Source organism: Sagittula stellata E-37 (assembly GCF_039724765.1).
GTDB lineage: Bacteria > Pseudomonadota > Alphaproteobacteria > Rhodobacterales > Rhodobacteraceae > Sagittula > Sagittula stellata.
In genome coordinates this window covers 857,170-873,454 of the sequence record NZ_CP155729.1, presented here as the reverse complement: position 1 = coordinate 873,454, position 16,285 = coordinate 857,170, and the positions used below count along the sequence as shown (strand labels likewise).

Annotated in this window: 17 protein-coding genes and 1 tRNA gene; 12 read left to right on the top strand and 6 right to left on the bottom strand. The window is 63.9% G+C overall.

Going from position 1 to position 16,285, the window contains the following annotated elements; all coding sequences use genetic code 11:
- Window positions 1–112: 112 nt before the first annotated feature.
- The 5 genes from ABFK29_RS04095 to ABFK29_RS04075 all read right to left on the bottom strand — a co-directional run bounded on the left by ABFK29_RS04095 (window position 113) and on the right by ABFK29_RS04075 (window position 5,183).
- Complete coding sequence (locus tag ABFK29_RS04095; protein ID WP_347100100.1) at window positions 113–1,198, bottom strand: TniQ family protein; 1,086 nt, start codon at window positions 1,196–1,198, stop codon at window positions 113–115.
- A 155-nt stretch (window positions 1,199–1,353) separates the two neighbouring features.
- A tRNA-Arg gene (locus tag ABFK29_RS04090) sits at window positions 1,354–1,430 on the bottom strand.
- Window positions 1,431–1,487: 57 nt separating this feature from the next.
- Window positions 1,488–2,870: a sensor histidine kinase gene (locus ABFK29_RS04085; RefSeq protein WP_005854918.1), complete on the bottom strand. Its 1,383-nt coding sequence runs from the start codon at window positions 2,868–2,870 to the stop codon at window positions 1,488–1,490.
- Window positions 2,871–2,890: 20 nt separating this feature from the next.
- Window positions 2,891–4,315 carry a dihydrolipoyl dehydrogenase family protein gene (locus ABFK29_RS04080; RefSeq protein ID WP_005854916.1) on the bottom strand — a complete coding sequence of 475 codons (1,425 nt, stop codon included), beginning with the start codon at window positions 4,313–4,315 and terminating at the stop codon, window positions 2,891–2,893.
- Window positions 4,316–4,445: 130 nt separating this feature from the next.
- Window positions 4,446–5,183 carry a TVP38/TMEM64 family protein gene (locus ABFK29_RS04075; protein ID WP_005854914.1) on the bottom strand — a complete coding sequence of 246 codons (738 nt, stop codon included), beginning with the start codon at window positions 5,181–5,183 and terminating at the stop codon, window positions 4,446–4,448.
- Between the two features lie 395 nt (window positions 5,184–5,578).
- On the opposite strand from ABFK29_RS04075, the gene rpmH reads away from it, so the two are divergent.
- The 12 genes from rpmH (at window position 5,579) to ABFK29_RS04015 (ending at window position 15,068) form a co-directional block, all read left to right on the top strand.
- A complete protein-coding gene (gene rpmH / locus ABFK29_RS04070) occupies window positions 5,579–5,713 on the top strand; it encodes a 50S ribosomal protein L34 (protein ID WP_005854912.1) in 135 nt (44 codons plus the stop codon).
- Window positions 5,714–5,748: 35 nt separating this feature from the next.
- Window positions 5,749–6,141, top strand: coding sequence for a ribonuclease P protein component (rnpA, locus tag ABFK29_RS04065; RefSeq protein WP_005854910.1), 393 nt, complete (start codon window positions 5,749–5,751; stop codon window positions 6,139–6,141).
- The gene (gene yidD, locus ABFK29_RS04060) at window positions 6,138–6,359 is read left to right on the top strand and encodes a membrane protein insertion efficiency factor YidD (RefSeq protein ID WP_005854908.1); all 222 of its coding nucleotides are present in this window, start codon (window positions 6,138–6,140) and stop codon (window positions 6,357–6,359) included. The genes rnpA and yidD overlap by 4 nt, the downstream gene beginning before the upstream one ends.
- 358 nt (window positions 6,360–6,717) lie before the next feature.
- Entirely contained in the window at window positions 6,718–6,960 is a 243-nt protein-coding gene (locus tag ABFK29_RS04055) for a hypothetical protein (RefSeq protein WP_005854906.1), read from the top strand.
- A 102-nt stretch (window positions 6,961–7,062) separates the two neighbouring features.
- Entirely contained in the window at window positions 7,063–7,914 is an 852-nt protein-coding gene (gene ttcA, locus ABFK29_RS04050; RefSeq protein WP_005854904.1) for a tRNA 2-thiocytidine(32) synthetase TtcA, read from the top strand.
- A 69-nt stretch (window positions 7,915–7,983) separates the two neighbouring features.
- Complete coding sequence (locus ABFK29_RS04045; RefSeq protein WP_005854902.1) at window positions 7,984–9,528, top strand: putative bifunctional diguanylate cyclase/phosphodiesterase; 1,545 nt, start codon at window positions 7,984–7,986, stop codon at window positions 9,526–9,528.
- A 136-nt stretch (window positions 9,529–9,664) separates the two neighbouring features.
- Complete coding sequence (yidC, locus tag ABFK29_RS04040) at window positions 9,665–11,467, top strand: membrane protein insertase YidC (protein ID WP_005854900.1); 1,803 nt, start codon at window positions 9,665–9,667, stop codon at window positions 11,465–11,467.
- Entirely contained in the window at window positions 11,464–12,207 is a 744-nt protein-coding gene (locus ABFK29_RS04035) for an MOSC domain-containing protein (protein WP_005854898.1), read from the top strand. Before yidC ends, ABFK29_RS04035 begins: the two co-directional genes overlap by 4 nt.
- Window positions 12,207–12,857 carry a ribosome biogenesis GTP-binding protein YihA/YsxC gene (gene yihA / locus ABFK29_RS04030; RefSeq protein WP_005854896.1) on the top strand — a complete coding sequence of 217 codons (651 nt, stop codon included), beginning with the start codon at window positions 12,207–12,209 and terminating at the stop codon, window positions 12,855–12,857. The genes ABFK29_RS04035 and yihA overlap by 1 nt, the downstream gene beginning before the upstream one ends.
- A 194-nt stretch (window positions 12,858–13,051) precedes the next feature.
- A complete protein-coding gene (argB, locus tag ABFK29_RS04025; protein ID WP_415857457.1) occupies window positions 13,052–13,930 on the top strand; it encodes an acetylglutamate kinase in 879 nt (292 codons plus the stop codon).
- On the top strand, window positions 13,927–14,586 hold the full coding sequence (locus ABFK29_RS04020; RefSeq protein WP_005854892.1) for a hypothetical protein: 660 nt from the start codon (window positions 13,927–13,929) through the stop codon (window positions 14,584–14,586). The genes argB and ABFK29_RS04020 overlap by 4 nt, the downstream gene beginning before the upstream one ends.
- Window positions 14,583–15,068, top strand: a complete 486-nt coding sequence (locus tag ABFK29_RS04015) for a SixA phosphatase family protein (protein ID WP_005854891.1) — start codon at window positions 14,583–14,585, stop codon at window positions 15,066–15,068. The genes ABFK29_RS04020 and ABFK29_RS04015 overlap by 4 nt, the downstream gene beginning before the upstream one ends.
- A gap of 29 nt (window positions 15,069–15,097) precedes the next feature.
- Here the strand turns inward: ABFK29_RS04015 and ABFK29_RS04010 are convergent, their stop codons facing one another.
- Window positions 15,098–16,108 carry an amino acid ABC transporter substrate-binding protein gene (locus ABFK29_RS04010; RefSeq protein ID WP_005854889.1) on the bottom strand — a complete coding sequence of 337 codons (1,011 nt, stop codon included), beginning with the start codon at window positions 16,106–16,108 and terminating at the stop codon, window positions 15,098–15,100.
- Between the last annotated feature and the right edge of the window lie 177 nt (window positions 16,109–16,285).

Sequence of the window (16,285 nt, the reverse complement as noted above, 5' to 3'; positions counted from 1 at the left end):
TCGACACGGCGCTGTTGCACCAGAGCCCTTACAAGCTTGGAACAACTTCCTCTCGCGCTCGTATGCCTCAAGCATTCGCTGCGTCACGAAGCCCATAGGAACAATGCTGCCATCAGCCTGACGCTTTTGCGAGGCTGCGGCGCACCAAGCCCTCTGCGTTGCGCTTGGCGAAGCCCTTGAGCGGAAATCGCTTCTGCGCGTTCAACGCAGCCTTTCCCTCCGACGGCACCCGAAGCACCAGCACTCCTCTTCTAACAGAGAAATGGTCGAAGACGTGCCGCCGCACGACGTCACGCAGGGGTTCGAACTCGTCACCTAGGCTCCGGCTTTCCAGCCATGCGGTCCAGGGACCGAGAACACGACCGAAGAAACGCCCATCCACCCCGTCCTCACGCGACAACGCCGCGAGGCAGTCTGAGAGGGCCACAGGGCCGTCTTTCAGCACGTCGTAGCCCGAGCCACCGAAACTCCTCCAATCGGCCTCTCTGTGCCCCGCAAGCGAGGCGTCTGGCCCCTTGGCAATGCGCAGACCCAGTACCTCGCACGCGCGGGACACCACATTGAGCTCGAGACGGTCGATCCATCGATCCCCCCGCCCTTTCAGGATGCGGTCGGTGAGGTACTGCTCGAAAGGACTGAGTTCTGCGGGGACCATCGGCTGATCCAAGATCCACCCGTAGTGCTTCCGAAGCTGCGCCGAATAATCCCTGGCATCTTTGCTAAATTTCTCTGGCGGGAGGCTCACCAGCATGCAGCCATGCTCCGGACAGCTTCTGATCGACGAGAATTTCCACTGCAGGCGGCGCGGCACACGCCAGGATTCAGCTGAAGACGGCGACTCCGCCCTGACACACTCGGGACAGACACGGACCCGCAAGCGTTGAAAGCTCTGGAGGGAGGCAAATTCGTCTCGCAGCCGGAAATGCCCTTTTCCGAGGTGGCGGACTGACACCCGCTCCAACGCAGCCACGTCGCATCCGGCCAGCTGCGCCAATTGCCCTATCGCGACCTTCTCCCCGCGGAACAAGGGATCGATCGGAAAGGCAATGTCGCCGCAGAATCGCTGCATGGAGCTTGCGCCTCCCCTCGCCGCGAGTCGGGACAGCAAAGATGATGCCGGCTCGAACACGGCATGCGGCACAGTCAGCGGCAACTGAGGAAAGGAATTTCCGGGGATGGCAGGGAGGCTCTTGGCCAAACGAGACTTCCGAGATCAGACAGAGGCAGGATTGTCCTGACCCTACGATCACGAGCTCAACTGGGAAACGCCACTCCGCATTCTGGAAGTTCCGCCTGCGGGGTCAGGCATCTGACATGAAAGTCAGTTTTGCCTGACACCCCACAGAGTGGAAGTGGCGGACCGAGGAGGATTCGAACCCCCGACCCCTTGATTCGTAGTCAAGTACTCTATCCAGCTGAGCTATCGGTCCGTGAGGCGTGCATTTATCGTCCGTGTCTGGGATGCGCAAGGGGCATTTCCAGATTTTTCACGTCATACCCCCCATCGGCAGACGGATTTCAAAACACGACCCGGACTCGTCACTGCTCTTGAGGGTCAGCGTGCCGCCGTGGCCCCGGATGAGTTCCGCCACAATCGGCAGGCCGAGACCCGATCCGCCCTTGCGCGCGCCGCCCTGGAACGGCTGGAAAAGGTGCTCTTTCGCTTTGGGGGGCAGGCCCGGGCCGGTGTCCGTCACGTTGACGATCCAGGCGTCGTCCTCCGCCCAGGCGGCAACGGAGATTTCGCCCGGCTTGCCGGTCGCGATGATCGCCTGCCGCGCGTTGCGGACGAGGTTGGCCAACGCGCGGTAGATCTGCTCCGGATCGCCACGGATCATCAGGCTGGCTGGCACGTCCTCCGACAAAGAGAGATCCGAGTCGCCGATGGCCAGACGCTCGGCCTCCAGCACCTCGTTTGTCAGCTCTGCGAAGTTGAACAACGTCAGCGACGGAGCCGGTTCTTCCGCCCTGCCGAAGGCAAGCGTGTTCTCGCACAGGGAAACGGCGCGCGAGATGGAGTTCACAAGCTTCGGCGCCATGCGCTTCACCGCCGGGTCTTCGGACATCTCGATCCGGTCGGTGAACAACTGCGCGGAGGTCAGAATGTTGCGCAGGTCGTGGCTGACCCGAGCCACCGCGCCGCCCAGTTGCGCCAGCCGCTCTTTCTGGCGCAGGGCCTGGGTAAGCTGGGTCTCCATTGCTTGAAGTGCCTGCTCCGCCTCGCGAAGCTCCCTGACGCGGGCCGAGGGCGCAATGATCCGGCGGGCATCCTCGGGGGCCTCCGCGTAGCGCATCATGTGGCCGATCACGCTCTTGATCGGGCGCACCATCAGGCGCCGGACCGCAAGGAACAGCAAAAGTGCGGTGATGACAGAGATCGCCGCCGACAAGACAAGTATGCGCAGACCGTAATCCACCATGGCTGTCCGCAGCTCGGCAGTGTCCATGGTCACCTCGATCAACTGGCCCGCGTCACGCGACGGGGCGCCGATAACCCGGATGATCGCCGGTTCGCCGACAATCAGCCGGTAGACCGCATCGCGCATAAGATCCCATGCGCTGGCTTCCCTCAGGTCGAAAGTGACGTCGACCTCCCCGGGGATGGGCGAGGTCAGAACCAGTTGCCGCATGGAATCGCGCCGGAGTACGACGTTGAACACTCCGGCGTTGTCCAGCAGTTCGGCTTCCAACTCCTCGGACAACATGTCGTCAGCCAGCAGCGCCAGGGAGGCGATCTGCGCCCGTTCAAGCCGGGACTCGAGGAAATCCTCACGGAACCGCGCGATCGACGGCACGAAGATCAGCACCTCGGCCAGCATCACGAAGATCACCGTAAGAAAAAGGAAACGGCCAGAGAGCGAGGTCAGCATGGGGCGGTCATGTAAATTTCTCAGGGCAACCAACGTTGGATCAGGCGAACAACCGTTTTCACGGTCTCGTTTTCGAACAATCTGGGGGAAAAATAAGCGCCTGCCACCCTTTTGTTAATCTCCCCAACCGTCGGATAGGGTGAAACCATCGCAGAAACTGCGCTCATCTTGAGATTATTGGCAATCACCATCGACCAGAAGTTCGCCAGTTCCCCGGCCTGAGGTCCGACGATCGACACGCCCACCGGTCGCCCGCGGACCACCATCGTCTTGATGAAGCCCTGCGCGGACCGCTCGGCGACAAGCCGGTCATTGTGGCCGAAATCGAAGCGCGCGACCTCCAGACTGTCCCCGTGCGCGGTGCGGGCCTCGGCCTCTGTCATACCGACCTGCGCCAGTTCCGGGCGGGTGTAGGTGGCGCGCGGAATGTGCGTTGTCGAGGCCTTGGCGGGCAGCCCCAGCACGGCAGAGCGGACGACAATCCCGGCGTGGTAGCCCGCGACATGGGTGAACATCAGACCGCCGGCTGCATCGCCGATGGCATAGACCTTGCGATTGGTGGTCTTCAGCGCGGCGTCGACCTTGATCCCGGTGGGCGTCGTCTCGATCCCTGCGACTTCCAGGCCGAGGTTCTCGGTATTCGCGCGCCGGCCCACCGCGACAAGAAGATGAGAGCCCGCTATGTCCCGGCCATCCTCAAGGACAACCGAAACGCCCCCCTCTTCTCCTGAGCCGCTAACCCGCGTGACATTTGCGTCCTCGATCACGTCGACGCCTTCGGCACGCATCGCCTCCAGCACGCGGGCAGCACACTCGGGGTCTTCGCGGCCCAGGGCCTTGGCACCCTCCAGCACGGTCACCTTGGCGCCAAGCCGCCTGTGCGCCTGCGCCATCTCCATCCCGATCGGGCCGCCGCCGATGATGAGCAAGTGGTCCGGGCAGCTGTCCAGCGACCAGAGCGTCTCGTTTGTCAGGTACGGCACCCGGTCCAAACCCGGGATGGGCGGCACCAACGGTGAAGACCCGGTGGCGATCACGATCCGCCGCGCGGCGATCCTGTAGTCCCCCGCCTCCACCTCGGTCGGTGAGACGAACCGGCCGTAGGCCCGAATGACGCGCACGCCGAACCCCTCGAACCGTTCCTGGCTGTCGACCGGCGCGATCTGCGCGATGACACCCGCGACGTGGTTCTGCACCGCTGCGTAATCCACGTCCGGCGTGACGTTCGCGATGCCGTAGTCCGACAGGCGCCCCATCATGTGGGCCCGGTCGGCCGCCGCGATCAGCGCCTTGGAGGGTACGCAGCCATAGTTCAGACAATCGCCACCCATCTTGTGGCCCTCCAGCAGGATGACGTCAGCCCCCATCTGGCTGGCACCCGCCGCAACGGACAGGCCACCCGACCCGGCCCCGAGGATTAGAATGTCGCATGTCAGCTTTTGCATGGGTCAGGTGCCTTCTCGGGTCATGATGGCGATTGTCTGCGTGGGGTGACGGATCATCCGCAAGGTATCGGGTGTATGGGCGGAGAAAACGAAAACACTCCGCGAGGTCCCGTCGCACCGGGTCGGCAGCTCAGATCTCGCGCTTGCCACGCACCGCCTTGATAATCATCGGCAGGGCCGCGAGCGCGCAGAGCGCAAGGATCGGGCCGATCACGTGCGGCTCCCACAGAAGCGAAAGGTCCGGCGTCTCGCCCCGGTCGAAGACCTCTCCGACGCCAACGCCGATCCAAGTGAAAACGATGGCGCCCGGAACGATGCCCAATGCGGTCGTTATCAAGTAGTTGCGGAAACGTACTCCGACCAGTGCCGGCAAGAGGTTTGCGACGAAGAAGGGCACGGCGGGCACGAGCCGCAACAGGAAAAGCACGCTGATCTCGTTTTCGCGCAAACCGTCGCGCAGCTTTGCAAGCCGTCCCTCCGATGCGTCCATCTTCGCCGACAGCATCTCGCCCAGCCCGGCCCGCGCAGCAAGGAAGATCAGGCAGGCCCCCGTGGTGGCGGCGGCCACGTTCAGAATAGTGCCGCCCAAAAGCCCGAACAGGAACCCCCCGGTGATCGACGCCACTGCGGCGCCCGGCAAGGAAAAGGCGACGATAGCCACGTAGATCAGCACGAAGGCAGCGGCGATCAGGACGAAATGATCGTTTCTCAATGCGATCAGCGCTTCACGGTTGTCGGCCAGCGTCTCGAAACTCAGCGTGTCGCGCAGCGTGAAGACACCGATCAGCGCCACCGATGCGATCAGGATCAGAGGAAGGTGCCGCTTCAGTCCGGCCGCGCGGCCCCTCGGGTCTGTCATCTCGCTCATCGTCCTGTCCTTATTGTGCGGCCATCCTGCCCCAAAGATGCGGCGGATGCCTCCCCGGAAACAGGGTTCTCACACCCGCTTGATCTCGATGACGCCGAAACGTGAGAAACGCAGTCGCGGCACGCCGGTTCTGAAACATTGGCGCTCCGCGGACGCGGCGCCCTGTAACAAACGGAGAAGCCGCGATGCCGCTTGCGCAACAGGTTGGAATCGCTCACAACGGCGGCGGTCGCAGCGTTGCATCGCGGCTTGTCCCCGCGCCGGAACGACCTCGCAGAAGTTTCTGAACAGGTGTTTGACAAGCGAAGCCCTCTTCCCTATAGGCAGGGCTTCCAACGTCCCTGGCGGGCGACTCGCATTGTCTTCTCGCCTGCCAATGAACCGGAGTAGCCGCGATGAAACGCACCTTTCAACCGTCCAACCTCGTCCGCAAGCGCCGCCACGGCTTCCGTGCCCGTATGGCAACGAAAGCCGGCCGCAAGATTCTGAACGCCCGCCGCGCGCGTGGCCGCAAGAACCTCTGCGCCTGAGCCTGACGCGCAAGGACGACATGGCTGGCGCCGTTATGGCGCCTTCCAAAGCCGCCCCGGTTGAATCCGAGGCGGCTTTGTTGCCGTTGACCGTCATCAAGCAACGGCCGGATTTCCTGAAGGCGGCACGCGCCCGGCGCGTTCCTTGCGAAGGTTTCCTTCTTCAGGCCCGCAAGCGCCAGCCTGGAGAAGCCGAGGGCCCCCGGGTGGGGTTCACCTGCTCGAAGAAGGTGGGCAACGCCGTCGCCCGCAACCGGGCAAAGCGCCGCCTGCGCGAAATTGCCCGCCTCGTGATGCCCGGACGTGTGCGCCCCGACCACGACTATGTCCTGATCGGCCGCGCCGAAAAGACTGCCAACCGCCCCTTCGACCTGCTGCAAGACGATCTCGGCAAAGCGCTGGCCGTCCTGCACGGTGGGCGAGAATGACCCCCGCCGCCTGGCTGGTGTCACTCCCCGTCCGCGCCTACCGGTTGGTGGGGTCGCCCTGGGTCGGCCATGGCTGCCGTTACCATCCCACATGCTCTGCCTACGCGATGGAAGCGCTTGAAAAGCACGGGGCGCTCAAGGGCGCGTGGCTTGCCATACGGCGCATTGGGCGGTGTCACCCATGGGGCGGATCAGGAATAGACAACGTACCTGACTGAGCGGCCACCTGATGCCGGTCGGCCACAGCGATACGAACATTCGCCAGCGGCCGGAAACTTCTCTCCACTTTTCAGCGTGTCCTGCTAACAGGAACGCGCACATCAACCCGACAGAGAAGGAGTGCATTATGACAACGCCAAATGCGCACCGTTTCGCCTTCGGGATGAATGCATGGGGCCTACGATCCGCAGGCATTCGCCGCGCCGCGTAACGCTCCGCGCCTCTGACCAGAGGCACACTTTCATCAAACATCCATAAACCGCTCCACCCCGGCTGCGCGCATTTCGCATGTTCCGGCGCCCGGCGCGGTCCTTTCTTCAAGCAGGAGCCCTTGGCATCTGAGCCTTGGGAAATCTTATGATCACGATTCCGAATCCGTCGCCCGTTCGCGGCGAAATCAACACACTTGTCACCCGGCATGGGGCACTGCCGGTCTTGCGCGCCGTGCTTTTCGCACTGCTGTCCCGCCAGCGTCGGAGACGGCGGCCTCCGCCCATCTACACCCACGAACTGCCGACACATCTGCGGCGCGACCTTGGCCTGCCGCCCCAGCCGCGCAAACTGCGGGCCAACCTGCCGCCAACCGCGGGGCTGTTCTGACAGGGGCCGCGCGGCCGCAAAGCCGCGCGGAACCGCGCTGTCGCGGCGCATGCCACGCGCACCACCATTGCGCGGCGGCATGCGAACGGCTAAGCCGCCGCCATGCTCGACGATAACGACGAAATCCACCCGCTCTTTTACGGGGCCCCAAAGACGACGGAGTTCAAGAAACTCCGCAAACGGCTAGTGCAGAACGTGCGCGAGGCGGTGGATCAGTACGGCATGGTGCAGGAAGGCGCGCGCTGGCTTGTCTGCCTGTCCGGCGGCAAGGACAGCTACACCCTGCTTGCCATTCTTCACGAACTGAAGTGGCGCGGGCTGCTTCCCGTCGAACTGCTGGCCTGCAATCTCGATCAGGGCCAACCCGGTTTTCCGGCGACCGTTCTGCCCGAGTTCCTTGAAAAGATGCAGGTTCCGCACCGGATCGAGTACCAGAACACCTATTCCATCGTGATGGACAAAGTACCTCAGGGCAGGACCTACTGCGCGCTCTGCTCCCGGCTGCGGCGCGGCCATCTTTACCGGATCGCACGCGAAGAGGGCTGCTCTGCCGTCGTGCTGGGGCACCATCGCGATGACATCCTGGAAACCTTCTTCATGAACCTGTTTCACGGCGGCCGCCTTGCGACCATGCCGCCGAAACTGGTGAACGAAGAGGGCGATCTGTTCCTGTACCGTCCGCTTGCGCACGTCGCCGAGGCCGATTGCGACAAGTTCGCACGCGACATGAATTATCCGATCATTCCCTGCGATCTCTGCGGCAGTCAGGACGGCCTGCAACGTCAGCAGGTCAAACAGATTCTCGATGGCTGGGAACGAAACAGCCCCGGACGGCGGCAGGTCATGTTCAAGGCGCTGACAAACGTCCGGCCGTCACACATGCTCGACCCGAAGCTTTTCGATTTCGCAGGGCTGGATATCGGGGACAAAACAAGCAATTCGAGCGACTTCTGATCTTTGCGTTAAGGTGCGGGTTACTCCCGGCTTTTAGGGTCCCTTGCGAATGGAAAGGGACGGGCAGAGATGAAGGTTTCCTTCGACAAGACCCTCGGCGAACTTCGGACTCTCCTGCGCCGTGGCCTTCATGGGCCGCAGGTCCTCGCATTCCTGCCCGCCGGCGTGCTGACCGCCTTCTGGCTGGGGGGCGAACCCCTCCTGATTCTGACCGCGCTCTGCGCCCCCGTGCTCTACGTGTTTGCCAACGGCGCGCCCCCCGAAGCGACTGGGGACACTGCAACACGAAAGGGCAAACTCGCGGATGCGGACACGTCCCGCGCCCTCGCTCAGCAGGCATTGGATCGCGCGGTGGCCGCCAATCTCGCCACGGCCTGCATCATCGTGGAACTCGCCGGGCTTGAGGAGGCTTCCCTTCCGCCAGGCGACACGACGGCAGACACGTTGCGCGACCTGTCACTGTCGCGGCTGCGCAATGCCCTACGCCGCGACGACACCGCCGTACGCATGGGCGACAACCGGTTTCTCATCCTGCTCGGCCCCTCGCTCAGGCTCGACCTGGAAGCGTTGCTGCAACTGGCGACCCGCATCCAGAACGCGCTGGAGGAACCTGCGGCAATCGAGAATTCGATGCGCTACCTGTCCGCCTCGGTCGGGTTTTGCGGCAGCCCCCGCCTGCCCTCCGACGCCAAAGGCGCGCAACTTCTGGAAGCCGCTCAGATCGCTTTGGCAGAGGCGATCGCCAACGGACCATCCGCTATCCGCGCCTGGTCGGAACACATGCGGCTCGCGCATACCGAACAGAAGACTCTCAAGTCGGAGGTGGACCGCGCCCTTGCCGCAGGACAGATCCAGCCATGGTTCCAGCCACAGCTTTGCACGTCCACCGGACAGATCAGCGGGGTGGAGGCACTGGCGCGATGGCTCCACCCCACACGCGGCATCGTCCCTCCGGCGCAGTTCCTCCGCGTCCTTGAGGACGCGGGCCGAATGGACCGCCTGTCCGAAGTCATCCTGCAACACTCGCTGACCGCGTTGCGCAGCTGGGACTCCGCCGGACTGGAAATCCCCCGTGTCAGTGTGAATTTCTCCGATCAGGAGCTGCGCGACCCCCGACTGGTGGAACGCATCCAATGGGAGCTGGACCGCTTCGGGCTGACGCCCGAACGCCTTGGGATCGAGGTGCTGGAAACCGTGATCGCCAGTTCCCCCGAGGGCATCGTCGCCCGCAACATCGTGGAACTCGGCAAGCTCGGCTGCCAGATCGACCTCGACGACTTCGGTACGGGTCACGCCTCCATCACTTCGCTGCGCCGGTTCAAGGTGCACCGATTGAAGATCGACCGCAGTTTCGTCACGCGCATCGACCGGGACGAGGACCAGCATCGCATGTTGGCCGCTATCCTAGGCATGGCGGACCGGCTGGGGCTCGAAACGCTGGCCGAAGGCGTGGAAAGCGTGGGAGAGCATGCCCTGATCGCGCAGTTGGGCTGCGACCATGTCCAGGGATTCGGCATCGCCCGCCCGATGCCTGCCGACCAGATCGCCGACTGGGCGCACCAGCATGACGAGCGCATCGCCGGTGCACAGCGGCTGGGCCGCAGTTCCGGCTAGGCCGAAGCACGGTAAACCGCGCCTCCCCGTTACCATGGGCCGCATCTCGCATATATGACCGGAATCCGCTTGACCTTTCAGGCCGGGGACGATTGAACCCGGCGGTGACTTTCAAGTGGAAAGGCAGGCCCCCCCGATGGATGAACAGAACAAGAACCTATTCCTGGCAACGGCGCTCAGCTTCGTTGTCATCCTCGTATGGTTCATTCTCTTCCCACCGCAGGACCCGGTCGAGGACCCCAACGCTCCGGCCGAGGTGTCGCAAACTGCCGATCCGGCAACAGGCGTGGCCGCAGTCCCCGAAGCGGCTCCCGGAACAGAAGCCGCGGCCCCGGCCGGAGAGCCGGTCGATGCAGTTGACGACGCACCGCGCCTGCCGCTGGACACCGCGCGCCTCGAAGGCTCGATCTCGCTGACCGGCGGGCGCCTCGACGATCTGCGCCTCAAGGACTACACCGTGTCGCTCGACAGCGACGAAATCGTGCAGGTCTTCCATCGGGTCGGATCCAGCGACGCCTACTACACCTTGTACGGCTGGGCCCCCGGCGGCGGCCTTTCGATGGACGAGGTGCCAGGCGCCAACACACCCTGGAGTGTCGAGACCGGTGAGACCCTGACCACCGAGACCCCTGTGACGCTCCGGTGGGACAGCCCGTCGGGCCTGATCTTCCGCCGCACCATCGCGGTCGACGAAAACTACATGTTCACCGTTACCCAGACCATCGAAAACGCCAGCGACGCATCCGTCTCGCTTGCGCCCTACGGCGTTCTGGCGCGCCACGGCGAACCGCAAAACGTGAAGAAGTTCTTTATTCTCCACGAAGGCGGAATCTCCATGATCGACGGCGAACTGACGGAAACCGACTATGACGATTTCCAGACCGCCGGGCAGCATCAGGACGTCACGATGGAAACCGCCGGGTGGACCGGTTTCACCGACCACTACTGGATGAGCACCCTGATCCCGACCCAGCCGGGTACGAAGGTCAGCACGTTCCACAACCAGAGCAACGACATCTATCAGACCACGGCGCGGATGCCGACCATGACCGTCGCACCCGGCGAGACCCAGCAGGTCAGCAGCAAGCTTTTTGCGGGCGCCAAGGAATGGGAAACGATCCGGGAATACCAGAAGAACGGCGTCGACCGCTTCATCGACAGCATCGACTGGGGCTGGTTCTTCTTCCTGACCAAGCCGATCTTTGCCGTTCTGCACTGGCTGCACGGCGTGATCGGCAACATGGGCATCGCCATCATCGGTCTGACCATCCTGCTGAAGATCCTGCTCTTCCCGCTGGCCTACAAGTCCTATGCCTCCATGGCGAAGATGAAGGAATTGCAGCCCGAGATGGAGAAGCTGAAGGAGCGCGCGGGCGACGACCGCGAGAAGCTCCAGAAGGAGATGATGGCGCTCTACAAGAAGGAAAAGGTGAACCCCGCCGCGGGCTGCCTGCCGATCCTTCTGCAGATCCCGATCTTCTTCTCGCTCTACAAGGTGATCTTCGTCACGCTGGAACTCCGGCACGCGAACTTCTTCGGTCCGTTCCGTGACCTGAGCGCGCCCGACCCGACCTCGTTGTACAACTTGTTCGGCCTGCTTCCCTGGGCCGCGCCCGAAGCGGGTTCGATCCTGGCGCTGGTCTTTATCGGCATCCTGCCGATCCTTCTCGGCATCTCCATGTGGCTCCAGCAGAAACTGAACCCGGCCCCCGCAGATCCGACCCAGCAGATGATCTTTGCCTGGATGCCGTGGGTGTTCATGTTCATGCTCGGCGGTTTCGCCTCCGGACTCGTGGTCTACTGGATCACCAACAACACGATCACCTTCACGCAGCAGTACCTGATCATGCGCAGCCACGGCTATCACCCGAACGTGCTGGGCAACATCAAGGGCAGCTTCAAGCGCGGCAAGAAGGACGAGGCGGCAGCGAAGAAATGACGGCGCAACTGACCCAGATCTGGCGGTTCCCGATCAAGAGCCATGGCCGCGAGGCCCTGACCGAGACGCAGCTTGCGGCCGGTCAGACGCTCCCGTGGGATCGCAACTGGGCCGTTGCGCACGAACACAGCGACGCCGATGGCAGCCGCTGGGTGCGCTACAACAACTTCTCGATAGGCACCAAGGCGCCGCTCTTGGCGGCGATCACTGCCCGACTGGACGAAGAGCAGGGCATCGTCACCCTCTCGCATCCGGATCGCCCCGACCTGACGTTCAATCCCGACACTGAAGGCGAGCGGCTGATCGACTGGACGCAAGGCTTTGTCCCCCCGAACCGCGCTCAACCGGCCCGCGTCATCCGCGGACAGACACAAGGTTTCACCGACGGCGATTTCCCGTCGATCACCATCGGCAACCTGTCGTCGCACCGCGCGGTGGAGCAGCGTGTCGGGCAGCCGCTGTCCATCCACCGCTGGCGCGGCAACCTGTGGATCGACGGCGGCGCCCCGTGGGAAGAGTTCGACTGGATGGACCGCGAGGTCCAGATCGGCGAGGCGGTGCTGCATGTCCGCGAACGAACGACCCGCTGTCTGGCCACCCACAACAATCCCGACACGGGCGCCCGCGATCATGACGTGCTTGGCACGCTCGACCATTGGGGCCATCGTGATTTCACGGTTCGCGCAGAGGTCATCCGCCCCGGTCGCATCGCCATCGGCGACGACGTGCGGTGCCTGTGATGGAACTTCGCTTTCCCCTCGCCGAGGAACCAGATGACGCCGCCCGCGAGGCCGCGCGCAAGCTGTTTGTCGGCGAGGTCGACTTCCTCAAGGGTGTCGTCGCCATGGACGGCCTGCCACCCGACGACCGCGCCGAGGTCTGCTTTGCCGGTCGCTCCAACGTCGGGAAGTCCAGCCTTATCAACGCGCTGACCGGCCGCAAGGGGCTGGCCCGCGCCTCGAACACTCCGGGCCGCACGCAGGAAATCAACTACTTCACGCTTGGCAGCGAACGTTACCTCGTGGACCTGCCGGGCTACGGCTTTGCCAACGCGCCGGTGGCCGTGGTGGCGAAGTGGCAGGCCCTGCTGAAGGCATACCTCGCCGGACGGGTGTCGCTGCGCCGGGCCTTCGTGCTGATCGACCATCGCCACGGGGTGAAGGCCGTCGACAACGAGATCATGACCCTGCTCGACCGCTCTGCCGTGACATTCCAGGTCGTGATGACCAAGGCGGACAAGGTGAAGGGTGCCGAGCACGACAAGATCCTTGAGCAGGTACGCGGACAACTGGCCAAGCACCCTGCCGCATACCCCGAGATCGTCGTGACCAGCAGCGAGAAGGGTGACGGCATCGGGACCCTGCGCAGCATCATCGCCACACTGACCTGAGCGGCAACGCCGGACGCCCTGCCCCGGATCGCATGACGTCCGAATCGCACCGGTCAGCCGGAAGCCCTGTCCACGGGATGCTGGACGGCCCACGCGCACGACCTTCTTTGCCACAACAGCCACTGGCATTCCGGCGCCGCGCGCGGCATTGTCGCAGCAGATGCCAAGGGAACGACCAAATGAGACCGCGCAACATGAACAAAGACTGGAAAGCGACCGCCCGGACCCTCTCCGAAGCGCTGCCTTACATGCAGCGTTATTCCGGCGCCATCGTCGTCGTGAAGTTCGGCGGCAATGCGATGGGCGACGCCGACGCGATGGCCGAATTCGCCCGTGACATCGTGCTGATGCGCCAGGTGGGCGTGAACCCCATCGTGGTGCACGGCGGCGGCCCGATGATCAACGAAATGCTCCGAAAGCTGGACATCAAGTCCGAGTTCGTGCGCGGCAAGCGTGTCACCGACCAGGCCACCGTCGAGGTGGTCGAGATGGTGCTGACCGGTCTTGTGAACAAGCGGATCGTTCAGGCCATCATGGACGAGGGCGGCCGCGCCGTGGGTCTTTCGGGCAAGGACGACGACCTGATGGTGTGCGAGGCGGACGACCCGGAGCTGGGCTTCGTCGGCCGCCCGATCGAGATGAACGTGCAGGTGTTGCGCGACCTCTTTACCGCCGGGATCATCCCCGTGGTGGCCCCTGTCGCGACCGGCATGGATCCACTCGAAACCTTCAACGTCAACGGCGATACTGCTGCGGGCGCGATAGCCGGCGCGCTCAAGGCGGATCGCCTGCTGTTGCTGACGGACGTTGCGGGGGTGAAGGACAACTCCGGCGAGGTGATGACCGAGCTGGTGCCAGACGACATTCGCAAACTGACGTCCGAGGGTGTCATCGCCGGTGGCATGATCCCGAAGACCGAGACCGCCCTCAAGGCGCTGGAAGAAGGCGTTCGGGCCGTTGTCATCGTCGACGGTCGCGTGCCCAATGCCTGCCTGCTTGAGCTTTTCACCGAGCACGGCTCCGGCTCCATGATCCGGCAACCGGACCTGCCGCCGCTCACACCGCGCGGATGACCCTCGGCCTTGTGGATGCTGCGGTCCGCGCCCAGGCGCTGGCCGTGCGCGGCGCGTTGCATCCCGGCCCGTACGACGGTGCACCGGAAGACGCCGGGACAATCGTGCTGCTGGGACCGGACGAGCCGCGCTTCTGGCAGGTCTTCACCGCCTCGTCCGAATACGGCGACGGCGGGGAGGACCCGCTGGACCGCTGGTCGAAGCGGGTGATCGGCGCGCTGGCCACCGACCTCGACGCAACCGCCCTCTTTCCCTCCGACGGTCCGCCCTACCCGCCCTTCCTGCAATGGGCGCTGAACAGCGGCCGCTGCTTCGCCTCACCCGTGGGTCTGCTGGTGCACGACGAGGCGGGGCTGTTCCTCAGCTTTCGCGGTGCGCTGGCCTTACCCGCCCGGCTGGACCTGGCCGCGCCGCCGGCCCGCCCCTGTGACACCTGCGCCGCGCCATGCATATCCGCCTGCCCCGTGTCGGCGCTGGCCGAGGGCCAGGCCTACGATGTTCCCCGCTGCCAGGCGCACGTCGCCAGTGAGGAGGGCAACGACTGCCGGCAAGGTTGCCTTGTCCGGCGGGCCTGTCCGGTGGCGAAGGACTTTCAGCGGAGGCCGGAACAGTCTAGCTTTCACATGTCCGCATTCATGAGGCATTACCGACCGTGAAACGCCTGATCCTGATGCGCCATGCCAAGTCCGACTGGGCGCTTGGCCAGCCCGACGCCGCACGACCGCTGAACGCCCGCGGCCAGAGATCAGCAGCAGCCATGGGCGATTGGCTGCGTGAAAAAAGCTACCTGCCGGACGAGATCCTCTGTTCCACCGCGCAGCGCACGCGCGAAACGCTGGACCTTCTTCGCATCACCGCGCCCACCAGTTTTCAAAAAGGTCTGTACCTCGCCGCGCCGGAAAAGCTGCGCAAGGCGCTGCGAAAGGCAAAAGGCGAGGCCGTGCTGATGCTTGGCCACAACCCCGGCATCGGACTTTTCGCGCAAAGCCTTGAGGTCACGCCCCCGGACCATCCGCGCTTTGACGACTATCCGACCTGCGCGACGCTAATCGTGGATTTTCCGATCACCGACTGGACGAAGCTCGATGCCCCGGGCGAAGCGGTGGACTTCGCCGTCGGGCGCGACTTCAGCGACTGAACTGCGGACCGGTCAGCCCTTCTCCGTTGTCAGCGAAACGGCGGGCTATATAGCAGACCGCCCTCTGTCCATTGCAGGTTCAACCCGCGCGACAGTCCGATAGGCGTGTCCACACCGATGTTGCGCGAAAAGAGCTCGCCATAGTTGCCGCCGGCCTTGATCGCACGCACGGCCCAATCGGAGTCGAGCCCGAGCATTTCACCCATGCGGCCTTCGAGCCCGAGCAGCCGCTTGATCTCTGGCGTGCTGGTGCCCTGCGCCTTCAGCTCGTCGACATTGGCGGAGTTGACGCCCAGTTCCTCGGCGGCGATCAGCGCGTTCAGCGTCCAGCGGACGATATCGGCCCAATCGTTGTCGCCATGCCGGACCGCCGGTCCCAGAGGCTCCTTCGAAATGATGTCTTCCAACAGGACGTGGTCGCCCGGATTGCCAAAGGTGGCGCGGATCGCGGCAAGTTGCGAGGCGTCGGACGAATAGACCTCGCAAGCGCCCTCAAGGTAAAGCGTCTGCGCCTCTGCCGTGCCCTCGACCGGAACGGCCTCATAGCTCATCTGGTAGCGGTCGAAATACTCGTCGACGTTCAAAGCGCTCGTGGTGCCTGCCTGCACGCAGATCGACCGGCCGTCCAGTTCCCGCGCAGAGCTTAGCCCCAGCGTCTTGGGCACCATGAAGGCCTGACCGTCGTAGTAGTTGATCCCGGCGAAATCGACTTTCAGGTCGATGTCCGTCGAAAAGCTCCACGTCGTGTTGCGCACCAGAAGGTCGATTTCCCCGGCGTTGAGCGCGGTGAAGCGGGTGGCAGCGGTCGTCTCCACGAAATTGACGGCCATCGGATCGCCCAGAACGGCAGCGGCAACGGCCCGGCACAGCCCGACATCGAAACCGCGCCATTCGCCGTTGGAATCCTTCGATGCAAAACCGACGAGCCCAGTGTTCACACCGCAGTTCAGGGTTCCGCGCGACTTGACCTCGTCCAGCGTCCCTGCCGTTGCGGCGCCCGCAAGCAGCATGGCGAGTCCTGCGCCGATTATCCTGTACATGCCGTCCTCACCTTCAGGTCTTTGCCTCGCCATCAACCGTCGGATAAGCCTTCGGATTCAGGGAAAAACGAGGGTATGACCCTCTAGATCGGCGACAGTTTGGGCGGATTCCTGCCAAGAGGTCAAGCCGCGATCCCGTGCTGTCATCCGTTGTGCGCCGAACGTCCGCCCGGCCGT